At 35.2% G+C, this 19520-nt stretch carries 20 protein-coding genes; 17 read left to right on the top strand and 3 right to left on the bottom strand.

All coding sequences use genetic code 11. The features are described from left to right. Positions 1-133 precede the first annotated feature (133 nt). Positions 134-748 carry an ECF transporter S component gene (locus tag AC4BB5_RS09660; RefSeq protein WP_490455947.1) on the top strand — a complete coding sequence of 205 codons (615 nt, stop codon included), beginning with the start codon at positions 134-136 and terminating at the stop codon, positions 746-748. Between the two features lie 132 nt (positions 749-880). Next, on the top strand, positions 881-1606 hold the full coding sequence (locus AC4BB5_RS09655) for an alpha/beta hydrolase (protein WP_490455946.1): 726 nt from the start codon (positions 881-883) through the stop codon (positions 1604-1606). 77 nt (positions 1607-1683) lie between these two features. Here the strand turns inward: AC4BB5_RS09655 and AC4BB5_RS09650 are convergent, their stop codons facing one another. Beyond that, entirely contained in the window at positions 1684-1896 is a 213-nt protein-coding gene (locus tag AC4BB5_RS09650) for a ferredoxin (RefSeq protein ID WP_490455945.1), read from the bottom strand. A 39-nt stretch (positions 1897-1935) separates the two neighbouring features. Here AC4BB5_RS09650 and AC4BB5_RS09645 point away from each other — a divergent pair, with 39 nt between their 5' ends. The 5 genes from AC4BB5_RS09645 (at position 1936) to rpsA (ending at position 7250) form a co-directional block, all read left to right on the top strand. Next, entirely contained in the window at positions 1936-2970 is a 1035-nt protein-coding gene (locus AC4BB5_RS09645; protein ID WP_490455944.1) for a YpbB family protein, read from the top strand. Then, positions 2964-4406 carry a RecQ family ATP-dependent DNA helicase gene (locus AC4BB5_RS09640; protein WP_490455943.1) on the top strand — a complete coding sequence of 481 codons (1443 nt, stop codon included), beginning with the start codon at positions 2964-2966 and terminating at the stop codon, positions 4404-4406. Before AC4BB5_RS09645 ends, AC4BB5_RS09640 begins: the two co-directional genes overlap by 7 nt. Before the next feature lie 79 nt (positions 4407-4485). Further along, positions 4486-5043, top strand: coding sequence for an SAG1386/EF1546 family surface-associated protein (locus tag AC4BB5_RS09635; RefSeq protein ID WP_490455942.1), 558 nt, complete (start codon positions 4486-4488; stop codon positions 5041-5043). A gap of 116 nt (positions 5044-5159) precedes the next feature. Continuing rightward, on the top strand, positions 5160-5828 hold the full coding sequence (gene cmk / locus AC4BB5_RS09630) for a (d)CMP kinase (RefSeq protein WP_490455941.1): 669 nt from the start codon (positions 5160-5162) through the stop codon (positions 5826-5828). Positions 5829-6038: 210 nt separating this feature from the next. Then, positions 6039-7250: a 30S ribosomal protein S1 gene (gene rpsA / locus AC4BB5_RS09625; protein ID WP_490455940.1), complete on the top strand. Its 1212-nt coding sequence runs from the start codon at positions 6039-6041 to the stop codon at positions 7248-7250. 93 nt (positions 7251-7343) lie between these two features. On the opposite strand, the gene AC4BB5_RS09620 is transcribed toward rpsA, so the two are convergent. After that, positions 7344-8120: a helix-turn-helix domain-containing protein gene (locus AC4BB5_RS09620; RefSeq protein ID WP_490455939.1), complete on the bottom strand. Its 777-nt coding sequence runs from the start codon at positions 8118-8120 to the stop codon at positions 7344-7346. 229 nt (positions 8121-8349) lie between these two features. Here AC4BB5_RS09620 and AC4BB5_RS09615 point away from each other — a divergent pair, with 229 nt between their 5' ends. The 7 genes from AC4BB5_RS09615 (at position 8350) to AC4BB5_RS09585 (ending at position 16073) form a co-directional block, all read left to right on the top strand. Continuing rightward, positions 8350-9690 carry an acetaldehyde dehydrogenase (acetylating) gene (locus AC4BB5_RS09615; RefSeq protein ID WP_490455938.1) on the top strand — a complete coding sequence of 447 codons (1341 nt, stop codon included), beginning with the start codon at positions 8350-8352 and terminating at the stop codon, positions 9688-9690. 291 nt (positions 9691-9981) lie between these two features. After that, positions 9982-11292: a ribosome biogenesis GTPase Der gene (der, locus tag AC4BB5_RS09610; protein WP_490455937.1), complete on the top strand. Its 1311-nt coding sequence runs from the start codon at positions 9982-9984 to the stop codon at positions 11290-11292. Positions 11293-11539: 247 nt separating this feature from the next. Beyond that, positions 11540-11815, top strand: a complete 276-nt coding sequence (locus AC4BB5_RS09605; protein WP_010761417.1) for an HU family DNA-binding protein — start codon at positions 11540-11542, stop codon at positions 11813-11815. Between the two features lie 399 nt (positions 11816-12214). Then, positions 12215-12700, top strand: a complete 486-nt coding sequence (locus AC4BB5_RS09600) for a hypothetical protein (protein ID WP_490455936.1) — start codon at positions 12215-12217, stop codon at positions 12698-12700. 518 nt (positions 12701-13218) lie between these two features. After that, on the top strand, positions 13219-14265 hold the full coding sequence (locus AC4BB5_RS09595; protein ID WP_490455935.1) for a hypothetical protein: 1047 nt from the start codon (positions 13219-13221) through the stop codon (positions 14263-14265). 3 nt (positions 14266-14268) lie between these two features. Beyond that, the gene (locus tag AC4BB5_RS09590; protein ID WP_490455934.1) at positions 14269-15528 is read left to right on the top strand and encodes a tetratricopeptide repeat protein; all 1260 of its coding nucleotides are present in this window, start codon (positions 14269-14271) and stop codon (positions 15526-15528) included. An 8-nt stretch (positions 15529-15536) separates the two neighbouring features. Further along, on the top strand, positions 15537-16073 hold the full coding sequence (locus tag AC4BB5_RS09585; protein ID WP_490455933.1) for a ReoY family proteolytic degradation factor: 537 nt from the start codon (positions 15537-15539) through the stop codon (positions 16071-16073). 52 nt (positions 16074-16125) lie between these two features. On the opposite strand, the gene AC4BB5_RS09580 is transcribed toward AC4BB5_RS09585, so the two are convergent. Further along, complete coding sequence (locus tag AC4BB5_RS09580) at positions 16126-17019, bottom strand: YitT family protein (RefSeq protein ID WP_490455932.1); 894 nt, start codon at positions 17017-17019, stop codon at positions 16126-16128. A gap of 161 nt (positions 17020-17180) precedes the next feature. Between AC4BB5_RS09580 and AC4BB5_RS09575 the strand changes: the two genes are divergently transcribed. Genes AC4BB5_RS09575 through AC4BB5_RS09565 form a run of 3 tightly spaced genes read left to right on the top strand, consistent with a single transcriptional unit; the run spans position 17181 to position 19517 of the window. Continuing rightward, positions 17181-17528, top strand: a complete 348-nt coding sequence (locus AC4BB5_RS09575; RefSeq protein WP_490455931.1) for a nucleotide pyrophosphohydrolase — start codon at positions 17181-17183, stop codon at positions 17526-17528. Beyond that, positions 17521-18309, top strand: a complete 789-nt coding sequence (gene dapB, locus AC4BB5_RS09570) for a 4-hydroxy-tetrahydrodipicolinate reductase (RefSeq protein ID WP_490455930.1) — start codon at positions 17521-17523, stop codon at positions 18307-18309. Before AC4BB5_RS09575 ends, dapB begins: the two co-directional genes overlap by 8 nt. Continuing rightward, entirely contained in the window at positions 18306-19517 is a 1212-nt protein-coding gene (locus AC4BB5_RS09565) for a CCA tRNA nucleotidyltransferase (protein ID WP_490455929.1), read from the top strand. Before dapB ends, AC4BB5_RS09565 begins: the two co-directional genes overlap by 4 nt. Positions 19518-19520: the final 3 nt, after the last annotated feature.

The raw sequence follows: 19520 nt of genomic DNA, 5'->3' as shown, positions 1-19520 counted from the left end.
TTCTCGCATGTGTCAGAAAATCGTTGATACTTAAAGAACTAAGCAACACCTCACAGCAAATCAAGAGTAATTATTAGAAAAATCAATTTAAAAAAGTTCGTTTGAAGATGGGTCCTTAACAGGAGGATTTCATATGCGAAACAACAAGGTACAAAAAATGGTAAGTGTGGCAATGTTAGCAGCAATAGGTGTGGTTTTACAATTTTTAGCATTTCCGATCATGCCAATACCGGCACTCAGCTTCTTGAAAGTTGATTTCAGTGATATTCCAGTTATGATCAGCATGTTTTTATTCGGTCCATTAGCTGGAATCAGTACGGCATTTATAAGATCAGTATTGCATCTGTTTACAACCGGGGCATCACCGCAAAACTTAGTAGGAGATGCGGCTAGCTTTTTTGCGACAACAGTTTTCACTTTACCGATGTATTATTTTTTCAAGCGAGGGAGCAATAAGCTTTCAAACAAAATTTTAGGAATTTCTACGGGAATAGTTGCTTTAACTGTTTTTATGGGCGTAGCAAACTATTTTGTTATCACACCCCTTTACTTAAAATTATTCGGCGTATCGGCTGGGCAGTTTTTAGGGATGTCACTAGCAAAGTATGTTACGATCGGGATCATTCCATTTAACTTGATTAAAGGCGCAATTGTGAGTGCGGTTTTCTTAGTCCTTCATGCAAAACTTTTGCCATGGCTTTCTAGAAAACAATATCGGTTGGGCGATAAAAAAACGATAATGAAATAAGATATTTATATAAACTAAAAAACATAGAGTAGAGCACTTCATTTTACGCTATGTTTTTTTTTTGTTAAAACAAATCATTCTAATTACATGATGATTTCTGATAAAATATATAAGAAGGAAAGGAGAAATAAAATGAAAAAATGGCAAAAACGATTACTTTGGCTTGTTATTGTACTCGTAACATTGATTTTAGTCAGTCTGCTTTACATAAAGACCATTACATATACACCTACGACAAACGCTTTAGAAGCATCTCGAAAAGCTATAGACGAAAATGGGGAATTATTTTTTAAAGGAAATGAGAGTAAAGCAACATTGATTTTTTACCAAGGTGCCTTGGTTGAAAACACTAGTTATAGTGTTTGGGCTGAAAAAATTGCAAAAGCTGGATTTTCAGTTTATCTAGTAAAAGAACCTTTAAACTTAGCGGTTTTAGGTCAAAATAAAGCGAAGCAAGTCATCCAATCAAATCATCTTACGAATTATGTAATCGGTGGACATTCATTAGGTGGTGTTATGGCTAGCCGATTTGCTGCGGAACAAGAAAATCACACTGGATTAAGGGGTGTATTTTTTCTAGCAAGTTATCCTGATGAAAAAGGGAGTCTTTTGAAATTTAAAGGGCAAGTCCTTTCATTGACAGGTTCTGAAGATGGTGTGTTGAATTGGGAAGCCTACGATCAAGCAAAAAAATATTTGCCTGGGCAAACTATTTTTCAAGAAATAAAAGGTGGAAATCATGCTGGATTTGGCAGTTATGGTGAACAAAAAGGGGATAAACAAGCCCTGATTAATAATAGTGAACAACAAGAAGCAGTAGCTAATCATTTGATTGAGTGGCTGCAGACGATTAAATAAGAAACAAAAAGAGAGAATACCGTCATGCGACAAGTATTCTCTCCTTAATGATTACGTAAAAAAGTTCTCTATGTGCGTTATTTTTCTAGGATCTCTATTGCACGAACAGGGCATTTGCGGTACGCTGTTAAGACATTGTTCCTTTCATTATCGGGAACAAATTCTTGCTTGATTTCGTTATCATTTTTCAAAATAACGATTCCATCATCATTATAATCGAAAATTTCTGGTGCATAGACTTGGCATAAGCCGCAAGCAATGCATTTTTCAGGAATTATTTTACATAACATATGAGCACATCCTATCCTATCATTGAAAGAGGTGGAGATATGGAACCTTCTTTTATTTTAGCTTTATTTCAGCATGGATACAAGGTGCGAACATCAACTTTGTACCATCTTTTAAAAGGCAAACGGACAAGTTCTGTATTACTGTATGGTTTTATATATGAAAATTTATCCTTTTTCCAATTATGTCCAAAATTGTCTGAAAAACAGTTTAATGACATACTGGATAACTTAGTTGAACAAAAGTTATTGCATCAAGCTTTAGAAGGTGAGGTCCAGATAACTTCTAAAGGTATGGAATCAATAGAAGGTGAGATTGAGTTTTTATTTGAAATCGATAATTATCGTTTTGGTAAAACAGATGAAATTATTTGGCGATTGTTACAATTTACGGTTCAAGTTGTGTCAAATTTATCATATGCTAACAAAAACTACGTGCCACTTGAGCAATCACCGTTGTATCAAAAACAAGTGAAAATGTATATAAAATCTATGCCAAGAGCTCAATTAATCAAAGCCGTTAAACAAGAATGGACTGAGATTTTTTCTCAGCTACCTAGAGATGAAGCTGATTTTTTTGTTCAACAATTTTCAGGTTATCAACAAATCGGTAAAGCCTCTTTTCAACTGATGGGAGCTCAAGATAAATCGTTTGAGCGGTATTTACTCAAAAAAGCAAGACTTCATCGTTTACTCGCTACGATTTGTTTGATGCCAGAAGAAAGTTTTTTGAAAAGGTTGATTACTCCTTTAATGAGACAAAATGAAAATAAAAGCATGAGCGAAACAAACTATTATTTGAAAAAAAAGCTTTCAATTGAGGCGTTAGCTCAGCAAAGAAAAGTCAAAATAAGCACGATAAAAGATCATCTGATGGAGTTGGCTTTAACAAAAGATTTTCCATTTGAATATTTTATATCCAAAGAAACTTCTCATCAGTTACTAAACCATTCAAAACCATATCAAGAATGGGAGTATCGTTCAGTAAAACAAACAAGTCCTGAAGTTGACTACTTTGAGTTTCGCTTATATCAAATTCAAAAACTTAGAGAAGAAAGAGAATTCAGCCAATGCTAATCTGCTTAGAAGAAATACTACAAAATAAATTTGGTTTCAATACGTTTAAACCAGGGCAAAAAGAAGTGATAGAGCAACTATTAAACAAACAAGATACTTTAGCTGTTCTGCCCACAGGTACAGGAAAATCCTTATGCTATCAACTATTTGGACAGTTAGTCGAAGGGACAGTGTTGATTGTTTCTCCCTTACTATCATTGATGGAAGACCAAGTAATCCAGTTGCAAAAAAAAGGTGAAACGAGTGTTATCGCATTAAACAGTAGCCTATCATTTTTTGAAAAGCAATATGTATTGAATCATCTAAGTGAGTACAAATTCATTTTGATTAGTCCGGAGACTTTGATGCAAAAAGAAGTTCGAAAGAAAATAACCGGATTAAAGGTTGCGTTGTTCGTAGTAGATGAAGCCCACTGTGTTTCCCAGTGGGGCGTTGATTTTAGACCAGAATACACCAAGTTGGCAAAAATCCAAGCAGAATGTCACTATCCTCTGACTGTAGCATTGACGGCAACAGCGACCCCTGCCGTAAAAAATGAGATCATTAGCCAAGTATTTGCCCATCGTGAATCGATTTCTGAGGTGGTTTTTTCTGTGAATCGTCCTAATATTGGCTTGCTCGTCAATCAAACTACAGAAAAAAATAGTGTATTACTTGATTATCTTGCACAGTTGAAAACCAAAGGAATCATTTATTGTGCAACTAGAAAATCGTCAGAAAAAATCAATCAACTGATCAATGATGAAACAGATTTGAAGTCCGCTTTTTATCATGGTGGTTTGACCGCTAATGAGCGTAGTCTACTCCAACAGCAATTTGTCTCCAACCAATTGGATGTGTTGTGTGCGACGAATGCTTTTGGTATGGGAATCGATAAACCAGATGTTCGCTTTGTTATTCATTATGATTGCCCTGATAGTTTAGAAAATTATGTTCAAGAAATTGGTAGGGCCGGTCGTGATGGACAAGCCAGTGTGGCGATTTTACTCTATCAAAAAGGAGACGAATTTATTCATTATTATTTCCAGTCGGAAAGTCGTCTTGATCGTGAGTTTTTAAATGAATTAGCAGGACACCAATCAGAAAATCAAGAAAATAGTTTATATGGATTAAATGACATTCAACAAAAATGGTTGCAAGGGTATTTAGAAAATGACTATACGATAGAAGAACTAGAGCAAAGATTATTAAGAAAAGAGAAAGAACGTCAACAACAGTTAAGTGTTATGTTAAACTATATTAATGAAGCGAAATGCCGTCGTGTGTTCATTCAACAGTATTTTTCAGAGAAAATCTCGGAGATAGCGCAAGAAAATTGTTGCGATGAGTGTGGCTTATCCTTTGACAACTATAAAGACCAAATAGTACAATCACCAGAAGAAAACGAAATCTCCAAACAGTGGGAGGACATTTTAATAAGATTATTTAAAGAATGAAAATAATCTTTTTTTAGACTGCAGTTGATAAAAAGCTGTGGTATAATAGCAAACGAGAGAATTTTAGGAGGAACGATACGTGAGTAAAAAAGATACGAAAAAACCATCAGGTGCACGTGAACCTTGGGAGCAGTCAATTTATGAAACAGATAAGAATACTGGGGGTTCCCGCTCAGAAAAGCGTCAACAAAAAAAAGGCAATACGGTCTTTCTAACAATTTTAGTGATTCTTTTATTATTGATCATTTCTTTACCAGTCGGAACGTATCTCTATGTGATGAGAGATAAACCTAACGATAATAAGCAAACGAGTCAACCATCGTCATCAGTGGTTGTTCAATCATCAACAAAAAATAGTTCGACACAGTCATCATCTTCAAGTGCTAATACATCGCAAGAGACATCTGGATCAACTTCTGATGCAGTGACTGATGGTGGGCAAAATAGTGTGTCACAAGAGACAACGCCGACAAGTTCAGCAGAAGATACAGCACCTGTTTATACTGAAGTATTGAATGGAGAAGGACCTAATCAGGTAGCGTCAAGAAATGGCATAACTACAGATGAACTTTTACAATTAAATGGTCTAAGTTTGAATTCAGTTTTACAACCAGGTCAGTCATTACGAGTTAAATAATACAATTGAGTAACCATTGAATGTCTAGCATGATGGTTACTTCTAAGGGTCTGAAACAAAACATCTTCTGTTTTGTACCAGACTCTTTTACTATGCGATAAACAAAGGAGTGCATTATGAAAAAAATCAGTATTGCGATTGACGGACCAGCATCTTCTGGAAAAAGTACAGTAGCCAAAATCTTAGCAAAAAAATTACATTATATTTATTGTGACACAGGTGCAATGTATCGTGCCTTGACCTATTTAGCAATCCAAAAACAGGTCGACTTTGAAAATGAAACAGATTTAGTCAAATTATGCCTTGAACATAAGATTTCCTTTAAACAAACCGAGCAAGAACAACTTGTCTATGTGGATGGAATCGAAGTAACTGAAGAAATTAGACAACCAAACGTGACGAATGCTGTTTCTATTGTTGCAAAACACGGAGCTGTTCGGAGTAAAATGGTGGAATTGCAACAATTGATCGGTCGTGAAGGCGGAGTTGTTATGGATGGAAGAGATATTGGAACAGCCGTATTACCAGATGCGGAAGTAAAAATATTTTTAGTCGCAAGTGTAGAAGAACGTGCGGAAAGACGCTATAAGGAAAACCAAGAAAAAGGAATCACAACGGACTTTGATACGTTGAAAAAAGAAATCGAACACAGAGATTATCTTGATTCAACCAGAGACGTTTCACCTTTAAAACAAGCAATTGATGCGGTGAAAATCGATACAACGGGAATGAATATAACGGAAGTTGTAAAAGCAATCGAAGAGGTAATTTCAGCGAAAAGTTGAGAGTCAAGTTTTTATTTTAATAGCCAGAAAGAAAGTATGCTTTAAAAAAGTTATACTTTCTTTGTCTTTAAGAAAGAAAACTGCTGCTTATTTAAAAGAAATGAAAGAAAATGAGAGAAATCGCTTTATTTTTTCGATGAAATCCCGTACTATTAAAGAAGTAGGTCAGTTTTTTACGAATTTTTTGGTGGCATAGGAGGATAAGTATTCATGACAGAAGACAAAAAAGTGGAAATCAGTAACGAAACAATGGAAGATGCAATGAACAGTGTCCAAGAAGTAAGTGTAGGTGACATCGTTAAGGGTGAAGTACTTGCAGTTGAGGACAAACAAGTTGTCGTTGGTATTGAAGGTGCCGGCGTCGAGGGTGTAGTACCAGCAAAAGAACTATCTACAACACAAGTGGAAGATATCAATGAATTAGTTAAAGTCGGTGACATTTTAGATTTAGTTGTCATCACATCAATCGGTAAAGACAAAGAAAATGGCAGTTACTTACTTTCTAAACGTCGTTTAGATGCTAAAAAAGTTTGGGAAGACATCGAAAAAGATTTCCAAGCAGGCAAAATTATCGAAGCACCTGTTACAAATGTTGTAAAAGGCGGTTTAGTAGTTGATGTTGGTGTTCGAGGATTTGTTCCTGCATCAATGGTAGAAGACCATTTTGTTGCTGATTTTTCAGAATACAAAGGTCAAACATTGACGTTTAAAATCATTGAAATCGAGCCATCAGAAAACCGCTTGATTTTATCTCATAAAGCAGTCGTTGCTGCTGAGAAAAATTCTAAGAAAAAAGATATCTTAGCAACACTTCATGATGGCGATATCGTTGAAGGAAAAGTTGCTCGTTTAACTGATTTTGGTGCGTTTATTGATTTAGGCGGAATTGATGGATTAGTTCATGTTTCTGAAATTGCACATCAACATGTTGGTAAACCAAGTGATGTACTAGCAGTTGGTGATGAAGTAAAAGTTAAAATTCTTTCAATCAATCCAGATGAAGAACGTGTTTCTCTATCAATCAAAGAAACCTTAGCTGGACCTTGGGAGGATATCGAAAACAAAGCGGCTGTTGGTTCTGTCCTTGATGGAACTGTCAAACGTCTAACTAGCTTTGGTGCATTTGTTGAAGTGTTCCCAGGAGTTGAAGGGTTAGTTCATATTTCTCAAATTTCACATAAACACATTGCTACACCTCATGAAGTATTACAAGAAGGTGAAGCAGTGAAAGTGAAAGTATTAGAAGTTAATCCGGAAGAACACCGTATTGCATTAAGCATCAAAGCTCTAGAAGCAAAACCTGAATCTCAGGAAGAACCAAAAGATGTTCAAGAATATGAATTGCCTGAAGAAAATACTGGCTTTACAATGGGTGATATATTAGGTGATGCTTTAAAAGCGCAAGATTCTGATTCAGAATAATTTTATTGTTAGAGCGAAGGGAAACCTTCGCTTTTTTAGTTAAAAGCAAAAAAACACCAACTAGCCTATTTTAGTTGGTGTTTTTTGAGATTACTAATTATAAATCACGCGTAAATCGGCTGGTGTGTGCTCTCCTCGGTAGTGTTTACGGAATTGATGGGGAGATTGTCCAACTTTTTTCTTGAATAATTTACTGAAGTAAGTAGAGTCAATGTAACCAACCGTGCCAGAAATTTCTGTGATTGATTCTTCCGTTTTCATTAATAATTGTTTTGCTTTTTCTATACGGTAAGCAGTCAAATAATCAATAAAATTCATACCGACAGCTTCTTTAAAGAATCGACTAACATAGTGTCGGTTTAAATGCATGATATCAGCTAAGGTAGTTAAATTGATTTCTTCATCATAATGATCGTGAATATAATCTAAAATAGTGTTGATTTGTTCTTTTGCCAAGACAGTTGGCTTATTGTTCAATACATCCATTAAAGAAACTTGGTTGAGCGATTTAACACATCGATCAACAGCAAATTTTAATTCGTTGAGGTCAACGGGCGTTAATAAGTAATCGATCACACCGCACCGCAAAGCTTGATGAATACTTTGGAAATTATCTCGTTCTGTTAATATGATCACTTTGATATTGGGTAGTTGTTGCACTATTTTACGTTTTACGATAAAACCATCGACATCTAAATGATCAATGGCAATCAAAAGAATTTCAGGAAGGAGCTTTTCTGCAATAGCTAAAGCCTCTTGTTCGGTTCTTGCAGGAGGTAACACTTTTATATTCATGAATGAGTCGTTGATAGATTGATGAAGTGTTTGTTGTTCTTTTGCATCATTACTGACAATCAATAATCGGCACATAAGTAAACCCTCTTTTCTTTGATGAGATAATAGTCCTTCTGTTTGTGAAATTTTCTTTACTACTCTATAATACCTTGAATAAATAAAGCTTTCAAGTGCAATTCTTTGTGAAAAAAATACACAAATAGGTAAATTTTGTCCACAATCTTCTTAAAATATTCCCTAACAAATTGCTCTAAATAGATTAAAATCAATTTGTAAGCGTTTAAAAAAGAAGGAGTGTTCAAATATGACTGAAGTAATCAAAGTAAAAGAAATTGAAACACTAGTCGAAACAGCAAAGAAAGCACAAGCCGTGTATGAAAACTATACACAAGAGCAAGTAGATGCTATCGTAAAAAATGTCTATCAAAAAACACTTGATAATGCCGAAAAATTAGCTATTTCAGCAAATGAAGAAACTGGATTTGGAAAAGTTTCAGATAAAATAATAAAAAATACTTTTGCAAGTGAACAAGTTTATGAAAGTATCAAAGACTTACCAACAGTGGGTGTGATCAATCGTCGTAAAGAAGAGAAAATAATTGAAATTGGCATCCCATTAGGTGTTGTAGCGGGTCTAATCCCGTCAACAAATCCTACTGCAACAGTTATCTTCAAATCATTGATTGCTTTAAAAACTAGAAATGCGATTGTATTTTCACCTCATCCCAAAGCGTTGAAATCAATTTTAATGGCAGTTGAAATTATCGAAAAAGCAGCAATTGAAGCAGGAGCCCCAGAAGGGTTAGTTCAAGTGATTCAAAATCCTACTTTAGAAGCGACAAGTGCTTTAATGAAACATGCAGATGTTTCACTGATTCTTGCCACAGGTGGTAAAGCAATGGTTCAAGCAGCTTATAGCTCTGGTAACCCAGCAATTGGTGTAGGTCCTGGAAATGTACCAGTATTGATTGATGCAACGGCCGATATTGCTCATGCAATCGATTGTGTAGTCAGCAGTAAAACATTTGATAATGGAATCATTTGTGCTTCAGAACAAGCTCTTGTTGTTGATAAAACTGTGAAAGAGGCTGTAATCGAGCAACTGAAAGCCCAAAAAGCTTATTTTATGAATGAAGAAGAGTCTGGTAAAGTCAGTCAGTATATTTTAAGAGAGACAGGAACCTTGAACCCAGAAATTGTTGGAAAAAGTGCAGTGGATGTAGCAAAATTAGTTGGTATTTCTGTACCGGAGGAAACAAGTATTTTAATTTCTGAGCAGTCAGAAATTGGGCATCACAATCCATATTCAAGAGAAAAACTAACACCGATTTTAGGGCTATTTACAGTGGATTCTTTTGAAGACGGGGTAGAAACTTGTAAAGCATTACTTGCAAATGAAGGAACTGGTCATACTGCAGTGATCCATACAACCAAGGATGAAAATGCTGAAATCTTTGGATTAGAAATGAGAGCATCTAGAATTTTAGTAAACACATTAGGTGCTTTGGGTGCGATTGGAGCAACAACAAAACTAGCACCTTCAATGACACTTGGTTGTGGCGCAATGGGTGGAAGCAGTACGACAGATAATGTGACAGCTCATCACTTGATGAATGTAAAACGCATTGCCTATGGTGTTGAATAAAAAGAAAATTTGAAGCAAGGATAATCGTTTAGTTCTTTTTCAAAACGATTATCCTTGCTTTTTAGTAGCTCTTTGTCTGTTTTTTTAATGTTCTGGAGTTCGTCAATGAAAGTGACTAAATGTATACTATTTAAGTTTTACCCCCAAGAAAAATGAGCTTATGTATCAAATAAATAATAGTTTTTCTCATTTTTTTGTTTATCGATCAACTATCTACAACAATTTCTTGCATCTTAGACAAGCTTTAGGTAAACTAGTAAGGATTGAAAACTTGTCAAGGAGGTAATTTGAATGGCAAATCCAACAATTGCAATTGTCGGTCGTCCTAACGTAGGGAAATCGACAATTTTTAACCGTATAGCTGGTGAGAGAATCTCTATCGTAGAAGACACACCAGGTGTAACAAGAGACCGTATTTACGCCACAGGAGAGTGGTTGGGACGCGAGTTCAGTATTATTGATACAGGTGGTATCGATCTAAGTGACGAACCGTTTATGGATCAAATCAAGCACCAAGCAGAAATTGCCATTGAAGAAGCAGATGTGATTATTTTTGTCGCAAGCGGCAGAGAAGGGGTTACAGACGCTGATGAATTAGTAGCCAGAATTTTGTATCGCAGCAACAAACCAGTGATTTTAGCTGTCAATAAAGTTGATAACCCTGAAATGAGAAATGATATCTACGAATTTTATTCTTTAGGATTAGGCGATCCATTTCCTATTTCTGGAAGTCACGGTTTAGGTATCGGGGATGTTTTGGATGAAGCTGTTAAACATTTTTCAACTGAAATCGAAGAGGAAGATGAAGACACAATCAAATTTAGTTTGATTGGGCGTCCAAACGTGGGTAAATCATCTTTGATCAATGCTATTTTAGGTGAAGAGCGTGTGATCGTTTCAGAAATTGAAGGAACGACTCGGGATGCAATCGATACGCATTTTGAATCAGAAGATGGGCAAAAGTTCTTAATGATTGACACAGCTGGTATGCGCAAACGAGGTAAAGTGTACGAATCAACAGAAAAATACAGTGTGATGCGTGCTATGCGTGCAATTGAACGCTCTGATATTGTTTTAATGGTCTTGAATGCAGAAGAAGGGATTCGAGAGCAAGATAAGAAAGTAGCTGGTTATGCTCATGAAGCTGGCCGTGGTATCATCATCGTTGTCAATAAGTGGGATACCGTTGAGAAAGAAACAAATACGATGCGTGATTTTGAAGAAGAAATTCGCGAAGAGTTTCGATATCTTGACTATGCACCGATCATCTTTGTTTCAGCATTAACGAAGCAACGCTTAAATAAACTACCAGAATTGATCGAACTTGTCAGCATGAATCAAAATTTACGTATTCCATCTGCTTTGTTGAATGATGTAGTGATGGATGCCATCGCGATTAATCCAACTCCAACAGATAAAGGCAAGCGTTTGAAAGTCTTTTATGGAACACAAGTGGCAATCAAGCCGCCGACTTTTGTTATTTTTGTGAATGAAGAAGAATTAATGCACTTTTCTTATGCACGATTCTTAGAAAATCAGATCCGTAAAGCTTTCACTTTTGAAGGGACACCAATCAAAATCATACCAAGAAGACGGAAGTAGAGCATTTTACCATACTTTTTTCAAATGTACAAATAAATTCATTGAGTTATAAAAAAAAATGATAGTTTTAGAAAAAACTGGTTAAAACGCATCAAAAACCTTGCTATTACAAGCTTCCTATGATATCGTGATAACAGAATATTGATCCAATTCAATATTTGTACGTCATTTTTGGACCACTCAAAAATAAACGTAAATTAGATATCTTTTAGATATCCTATCCCTTGTGGAGGAGGTGAAATAATCCATGGCAAATAAAGCAGAATTAATCGAAAACGTTGCATCTTCAACTGGTTTAACTAAAAAAGACGCAACTGCAGCAGTGGATGCTGTATTTTCAACAATCCAAGAATCTCTTGCTAAAGGTGAAAAAGTTCAATTAATCGGTTTTGGTAACTTCGAAGTTCGCGAACGTGCAGCTCGTAAAGGACGTAACCCACAAACTGGTAAAGAAATTCAAATCGCTGCAAGTAAAGTACCTGCGTTCAAACCAGGTAAAGCGTTGAAAGATGCTGTTAAATAAGACAGTTCTTAGAACCCTTGATTATTCAAGGGTTCTTTCTTTTTTTATTATCGTAAATATGTATACGGGGAATGATTTCATTTGTTATGGTAGAAATAATCTTGTTTACTTTATTATAGTTTTTTTGTTCGATTTAGTGATGTTTAATTCGATAGACTTACCAATTATCGTACTGCTCAAAGATTAATACTTTTTGAACATGCTATTGTTGCTAGAATTAAAACTATTGGCAATTACTGGACTAGTAAGAAGTATCCGTAACAGCAGAAAAAAAGATTCTGGCCACTTTTTCCATTTTAATTATAATATATACAATTTAATGTATTTTTTCTTTTTAAAAGTTGCAAATTATTATCTTTATGGTATGATAGTGTTAAAGTGAAGGGAGAATTAAATAGTATGAAAAAGAAATTATTAGTAGCTGGATGTTTGGTAGCTTTGGGTTTGCTTGGCAGTGGTTTATCACCTGTTACAGCATTGGCACAGGAAACGATTAATCCAGTTGTTGGAGTGACGACAAAAGCAACTGTTGTTAAACAGACGTTCACTTTATCGAGTAGCGATTCCAAACGCATTTATTTTACGACTACGAATAAAGAGAAATTTGCATCGAAATTTTTATTCAAGATCAAAGCGGAGAATCCAAACAATGACTATTTTGGTGTAGAACATTATAAAAAAGCAGATGAGTTAATATTTAATAGTAATTCAGTTGAAGAATATAAATATTCTGCAGCGTCGAATGTCTCAGTAAAAGCAGACGAAATTATAACTATCACTAACTATTCAGCAGTTTCAATGAAATTTACTATAGCATACACAATGGGTATACAAATGAAAGAAATCCCATGTATTGATTATAGAGATATAGACTTTGATTTATAAATTACAGTGCAAAAAGGAGAAAGCTTAACAGCTATCTCCTTTTTTTAAGTGAAGTTTAGGCGGAAATCTATAGGATCACTACAATACATAGAGTTTTTTTATTTTAAAGTAGTTAAATAAAAAAGCCAATCTAGGAAGATTGGCTTAACGGATAACGAATAATTAGCTATGTCTAAAAAAAGTTTCGTTTAACTATGAACAATGCAAAGTGCTAATTATTCAAATCAGACTGAATCACTCCGTTTCTGAAAACATACGAACTTTTAAAGAACTGCGCTATTTTTCATTAGAAGTTAGTCATTTTCTGAAACAAGTTAAGTATAAACAATAAATAAGTTTTTTTATGTATGCAAATTAGAATTTATATACTAAAATAGTGAATCAATAATGTCTGTTCTTTAAGAAAATTAAAAGAACATATGTCTTTGATGGCAGTTGATTGCTTTTTAAAAATAAAAATCATCCCTCTTTCTGTTTTAATACAACTAATGGTAAAATGGAGAAGAGGGGTGTTATCGATGAAAATAGTTTATACGAAAAATCAGTTACAAACGACCATTATCTATGGTGAAACGTTTGCTGCGCAGATTAAATCAGTTTCATTTGAGTCGAAACATCTTTTTTTGATTACGAATCAGCGGTATTACGATTTATTTTCGGAGAAATTGATTCAGCTTTTTGATGACAAACTGGAATTAGATTGGTATATTTGTAAGAATGATGCTCATTGTAACAATATGAATGAGATGGAAGGATTGTTAGGGTTTTTAGCGGATTTTGATCAACAGCAAGAATTTCTCTTTCTAGGTGTTGGAAATGAAGGTGTTGTTCAATTAACGAGCTTTTTACAGGAAACATCTGTGTTGAATTCTACTTGTTGGCTCTTACCGTTGTCAATTCAGTCATTAAGCAAAAGTCTGATTGGTGAGGCTCAAATCGAATTGAAGAATCATCCTGTTTTGCAGAGTCGCGTATTAGCGGACAAGATACTTTATGATCGGACTTTAACAACAGATAGTGGTGATGGGAAATTAGTTGATTTTCTTGTCTTCATCCGCTGTGGCTTGGTTTGCAGTCACGACTTTTTACGAATGCTTTTTAAAAATTATAGTGATGCAGCTCGATTGAACCAACAGTCCTTTAATGGGATGCTAGATGAAATGATAAGCTATTATGAAACGAACGGGCAAGCAATTGATCGATTTGGTCAACTATTTGAACAAGGATTTTTAGAAACACCAAATGGACATTTGTTATCTGGTCATATGAAGCGGTTTTTAGGCTGTTTATTACAGCTTCTATGGGCACAAGAGGTCAATGGATTTTCGTTTCATTATAAAAACTTTATCATTTGGTTGATCCGTTTAGGCTTTCCCGTTGATTTTCCTGAGCAAATATTAGTCAGTGATTACGTGGAAGGCATTTTAAAGTGTGTGGATCGTGGTGAGGCAGTTATGATATTGAAAGAAGTAGGTGTGATTGATTCTGTCCAACAACCAAAGACTGAGGATCTGTTAGCAACAGTAGAACAATATAAAATTATTTTAAAAGAAATTAGAGGATAAAATATGAAAACATATAGCGAAAAAATGCTACAAGCATTACATGAAGAAGAGTTGGCGCAAGCACAATTGATGCTGGCTGAAGCCATTAGAAAAGATGACGACGATACACTTGCTGATTTAGGGGAAGAATTATTATCACTAGGATTTTTAGAAGAGGCCAAATTAGTTTTTGAGCATCTATTATCTATTTTTCCTGAAGCAGATGGTTTGAATATTCCATTAGCAGAGATTGCAATTGAAAACAACTTGATTGATGATGCTTTTGTCTATTTAGAAAAAGTGGGGAAAGATAGTGATAGTTATGTTCAAAGTTTACTTGTAACAGCAGACTTATATCAAGTGATCGGTATACCAGAAGTCAGTGAAGCGAAATTAAAAGAAGCACAGCGATTAATGCCAGATGAACCATTGATATTATTTGCTTTAGGTGAATTGTATTTCTCTAATGGACAGCTCCAAGAGGCATCAGCGGCCTATGAAGAGTTGCTTGAGGCTAACGTGACAGAAATCTCAAGTGTTTCTATCAATGAACGGCTAGGAAGCAGTCGTAGCATGTCAGGCGATTTTGAAGAAGCGATCCCTTTTTTAGAAAAAGCATTAGAAGAAGGGCAGACAGATGATCGTTTATTCCAATTAGCTTTCACTTATCTACAACTACATGAAAACCAAAAAGCAATTGCATTGTTACAGCAATTAAGAGCATTGAATCCACACTATCAATCGTTGTATCTCTCTTTAGGTGAAGCACTACAAGAAGAAGAACAATTAGAAGAAGCACAAATTGTCTTAACTGAAGGGATTAAAGAGAATCCTTTTCAAGTAGATTTATACCAGTTAGCATCTGAAAATGCTTACCGATTGCATGACATAGAAAAAGCTGAGTCACTGCTATTACAAGCTTTGGAACTTGGTGAAAAAACAGATGAAACAAGACTCACACTAAGTAATTTGTATTTGAATGAAAATCGCTTCGACGAAGTAATTGAAGTTGTACAGCAAATGGAAGAACAAGGTCATCCCTATGGTGAATGGAATTTAGCGCATGCTTATAATGAGTTGGAAGAGTTTGATTTAGCAAAAGTACATTATGAACAAGCGTACCAAGAACTTTCTCATGAACCAGAATTTTTAAAAGAGTATGCGGTATTCCTTCGTGAAGAAGGGCAATTAGATAAAGCTAAGGAATTATTACAACACTATCTTCAGCATGAGCCAGGTGATAATGAGGCAGAATCATTGTTAGAAGATATTGAAGAAAGATAGGTGATAAGATGTTTGTCAATGTCGCAGATAAAAAGGACTTTTTAATCTGGTTAGTTAATAATATTTCGTTTAGCCAAAGAGAGGTTTTGTGGATTTTAAATTATTTAATCAATCATGAAGCTATTTTGAATAATGTCCACTTTATTGAACAAGCAGACAAAGCAGTTCGTGGAATAAAAGTGACATCAAGAGAGATGGAAGACGAACCGATTCGTTTATTTTTATCTGGGAAAGAATTTACGGATACAGATCAGATTTTTCATGAAATTCGGATGAATTGGAAAGAAGCTCTTTATGTTGAATGCGTTTTTGACGGTTCTTGGCAAAATAGTCAATATTTATCAATTCTAGAAGACAATCCTTATGCCCGATGGAATGAACAGATAAGTGAAGAAGTCATCGAAAGTATCAATGATTTTTTTGCTCAAGAAGAGAAACAGGCAAAGGTGAATTTGTTGTATAATCAAATCGATTTAGCTTTGGAAGATAACAATTATGAAGCATTTTTAGAATTGACGAATGAATTGAATCATTTGAACAAGTAAAAAGGGAAAGAGGATTGGGATAATTCCCATCTTCTTTCCCTTTTTACTGATTTTAATTAAGTTGTTTTTTTCTTTTAAATAGCATTTTTGTAGGCCTTGCATAGGTGAATCCTTCTCCAATTGCTTCATGGACGTTGATGACAGAGATGAAAGCTTTTGTATCCAGCTCATGAACAATGCGTTTGATTTCCATGATTTCACTTGGACTAACAACGACATAGAGCACTTTTTTATCAACTTGAGAATAACCACCTTGACCATCTAAATAAGTCACACCGCGTTCTAGTAAGGTCATAATCACTTCTCCAATATCTTCAGAATGATCTGAAATCACTAAAATCCCTTTAGCTGCATAAGCACCATCCAAGACAGAATCAACGACCTTACTGAAAACAAAAGAAACAATCAAGGTATACATCATTCGTTTGACATCGATATAGCTCAAAGACAGAATCAATACTAAAATATCAAAAATCAGTAATGAACGTCCCATGCTGACACCATAATTTTTTTCTAAAATCCGTGCAACCACGTCGGTTCCACCAGTTGTTCCACCTACGCGATAAACTAAACCACTGCCAATTCCAGCTGCAAGCCCAGCCAATAATGAAGCAATCAGCAAATCATGGTCTAAATTAACTTCTATCGGAAATCGTTGCCATAACCATAAAAAGACTGATAAAGAGACGGTTCCTAAAATTGTATAATAAAATGAATGCTTCCCTAAAATTTTCCCACCAATCAAAATTAGCGGAATATTGATAATCAAAGTTGAATAAGCGGGATCAATATAAAAAAGTGCACGTAAAATCAATGTTATCCCAGTCACTCCACCTTCAGCTAAATCATTTGCAATATTGAATGTTACTAACCCAAATGCATAAAGACAGGTTCCTGCTAAAATCAACAAGATGTCTTTAACATAAAACTTTTTTTCTTCAATCATAGTGTTCACTCCTAAAACGTATTGGCCAAAGGTGTCTGTCTTTGTACCAAAGAACCCTTATCCAGTACTCACTTTATCATTCTCATTATAAAACAACAAGTAGAACCTTTTCAGATTGCGCACTTTTTGATAAGATGTGTAGTAGAAAGGTTGGGGTAAAAATGAAAGACGAAAATCAATCTTTGCATTCTATGCAAGAAGAGGTGGATACGTATATCCAACAATTTAAAACGGGTTATTTTTCTCCATTAAGCCAAATGGCACGTTTAACGGAAGAAGTAGGGGAATTAGCGCGAGAAATCAATCATTACTATGGCGAAAAACCTAAGAAAATAGATGAGAAACCAAAAACCGTTTCTGAAGAGCTTGGAGATGTTTTGTTTGTGACGATGATCATGGCTAATTCATTAGATATAGATTTAACAGAAGCATTTCAAAAAAACATGGAAAAATTCAATCAGCGGGATAAATATCGTTTTGAACGAAAGGACGGGCAAACAAATGATTAAAATTGTAGTCGCAGGATTTAAAGGAAAAATGGGGGCAACTGCAACCAAGATGGTTTTAAACCATGAAGGGTTTGAATTGGTGGGTGTACTAGATCCATTTGAAGAAAAGAAAAATCTTAAAGAACTAGCTGAATATCCAGCGATTGATGTACCCATTTTCAGAACAAAAGAAGACGTTCTTTCTGTTCAACCAGATGTTTGGATCGATTTTACGATTCCTAAAGTCGCTTATGAAAATACTCATTTTGCCATTGAGCACAAAATTTCGCCAGTTGTTGGTACAACTGGGTTAACAGAAGAACAGTTGGCTGGACTGACTGAGCGTTCACAATCATTGAAAGTCGGTGGCTTGATTGCACCAAATTTTGCAGTTGGAGCTGTTTTAATGATGCAATTTGCACAAAAAGCTGCTGAATATTTTCCAGATGTTGAAATTATCGAGCTTCACCATGATAATAAATTAGATGCACCTAGTGGGACAGCACTCAAGACTGCTGAAATGATGAGTGAAGTCCGCCTAAAAAAAAATCAAGGACATCCAGAAGAAAAAGAACTGATCGACGGCGCGCGTGGAGCTGATTTTGAAGGAATGAAAATCCATAGTGTTCGCTTACCTGGGATGATTGCGCATCAACAAGTACAATTTGGCGGCGTAGGTGAAGGGTTGACGATTAGGCATGATTCTTATGATCGTAGCTCGTTTATGACAGGAGTTGCTTTAGGCTGTGAAAAAGTTGTCCATTTAGATACATTAGTCTATGGATTGGAAAATCTACTATGAAATTAGACATAATACCAGATGAATTTACACGAGCAGCAGGTGTGCTGAAAGAGATTCAAGCTCATGGATATGAAGCTTATTTTGTTGGTGGTAGCGTTCGTGATGCATTATTGAATAAAGAGATTCATGATGTTGATATAGCTACAAGCGCATATCCAGAAGAAATCAAACAAATTTTTCCAAGAACAGTCGATGTCGGAATCGAACATGGAACAGTACTTGTTTTAATAGGTGATGAGCAATATGAAATCACTACTTTTAGAACAGAATCAGCCTATCAAGACTTTAGACGACCGGACAGTGTGACTTTTGTTCGTTCTTTAAAAGAAGATTTAAAACGCCGAGATTTTACGATCAATGCATTAGCAATGGATGTCGAAGGTACGATTATTGATTTATTTGATGGGATGAATGATTTAAAACAACGAATCATTCGTGCTGTCGGGAATCCTAAAGAACGATTTCACGAGGATGCTTTACGGATGATGAGAGGGCTTCGCTTTGCCAGTCAATTAGATTTTACGATTGAATCACATACATTAGCGGCTATTGAAGAATTCCATCCACTTTTAGAGAAGATTTCTGTAGAGAGAATTGCTGTAGAGTTTATCAAACTATTATTAGGTAAAAATAGAAAAAATGCTTTAATACCGTTTATTGAAACGGAATGTTATCAATATTGTCCAGGATTAAAAAAATATGGAGAAGCACTATTTAATTTCGCTGATCTTCCTAATAAACAAATCGAAGCTGAAAATCAAGCATGGACATTGTTGTTTCATACAATGGAGCTAAAAGAGAGTGAAATTCGCAGTTTTTTGAAATTGTGGAAACAGTCCAATCAAATGATTCATGAGGTACAAGAGCTGATTTACGGGCTAAATAGAAGGCTTTCAGAAGACTGGAATGTTATGGATTTATTTAATCTGGGGTTGGATGCAGCCTTATCTGTAGAAAAGCTATTGTTTTATTATGGTCGAAATAGTAAACTTGAAGAAGTGAAAGACCGTTATTTATATTTGCCGATTCATGATAGAAAGCAACTTGCGATTACTGGGAATGATTTGCTAGATTATTTCGATAAAAAACCTGGAAAATGGCTAGGTGAGACAATCGAAGCAATTGAAACAGCTGTTGTAAAAGGTCAAATAGTGAATAACAAGGAAACGCTACTGGCATTTGCGAAGGATAAGATGGATAAGGAGTGATAA

Source organism: Enterococcus sp. AMC1252, assembly GCF_058216515.1.
The sequence above is the reverse complement of the archived record's forward strand: the minus strand, read 5'-3'. Positions and strand labels throughout refer to the sequence as shown.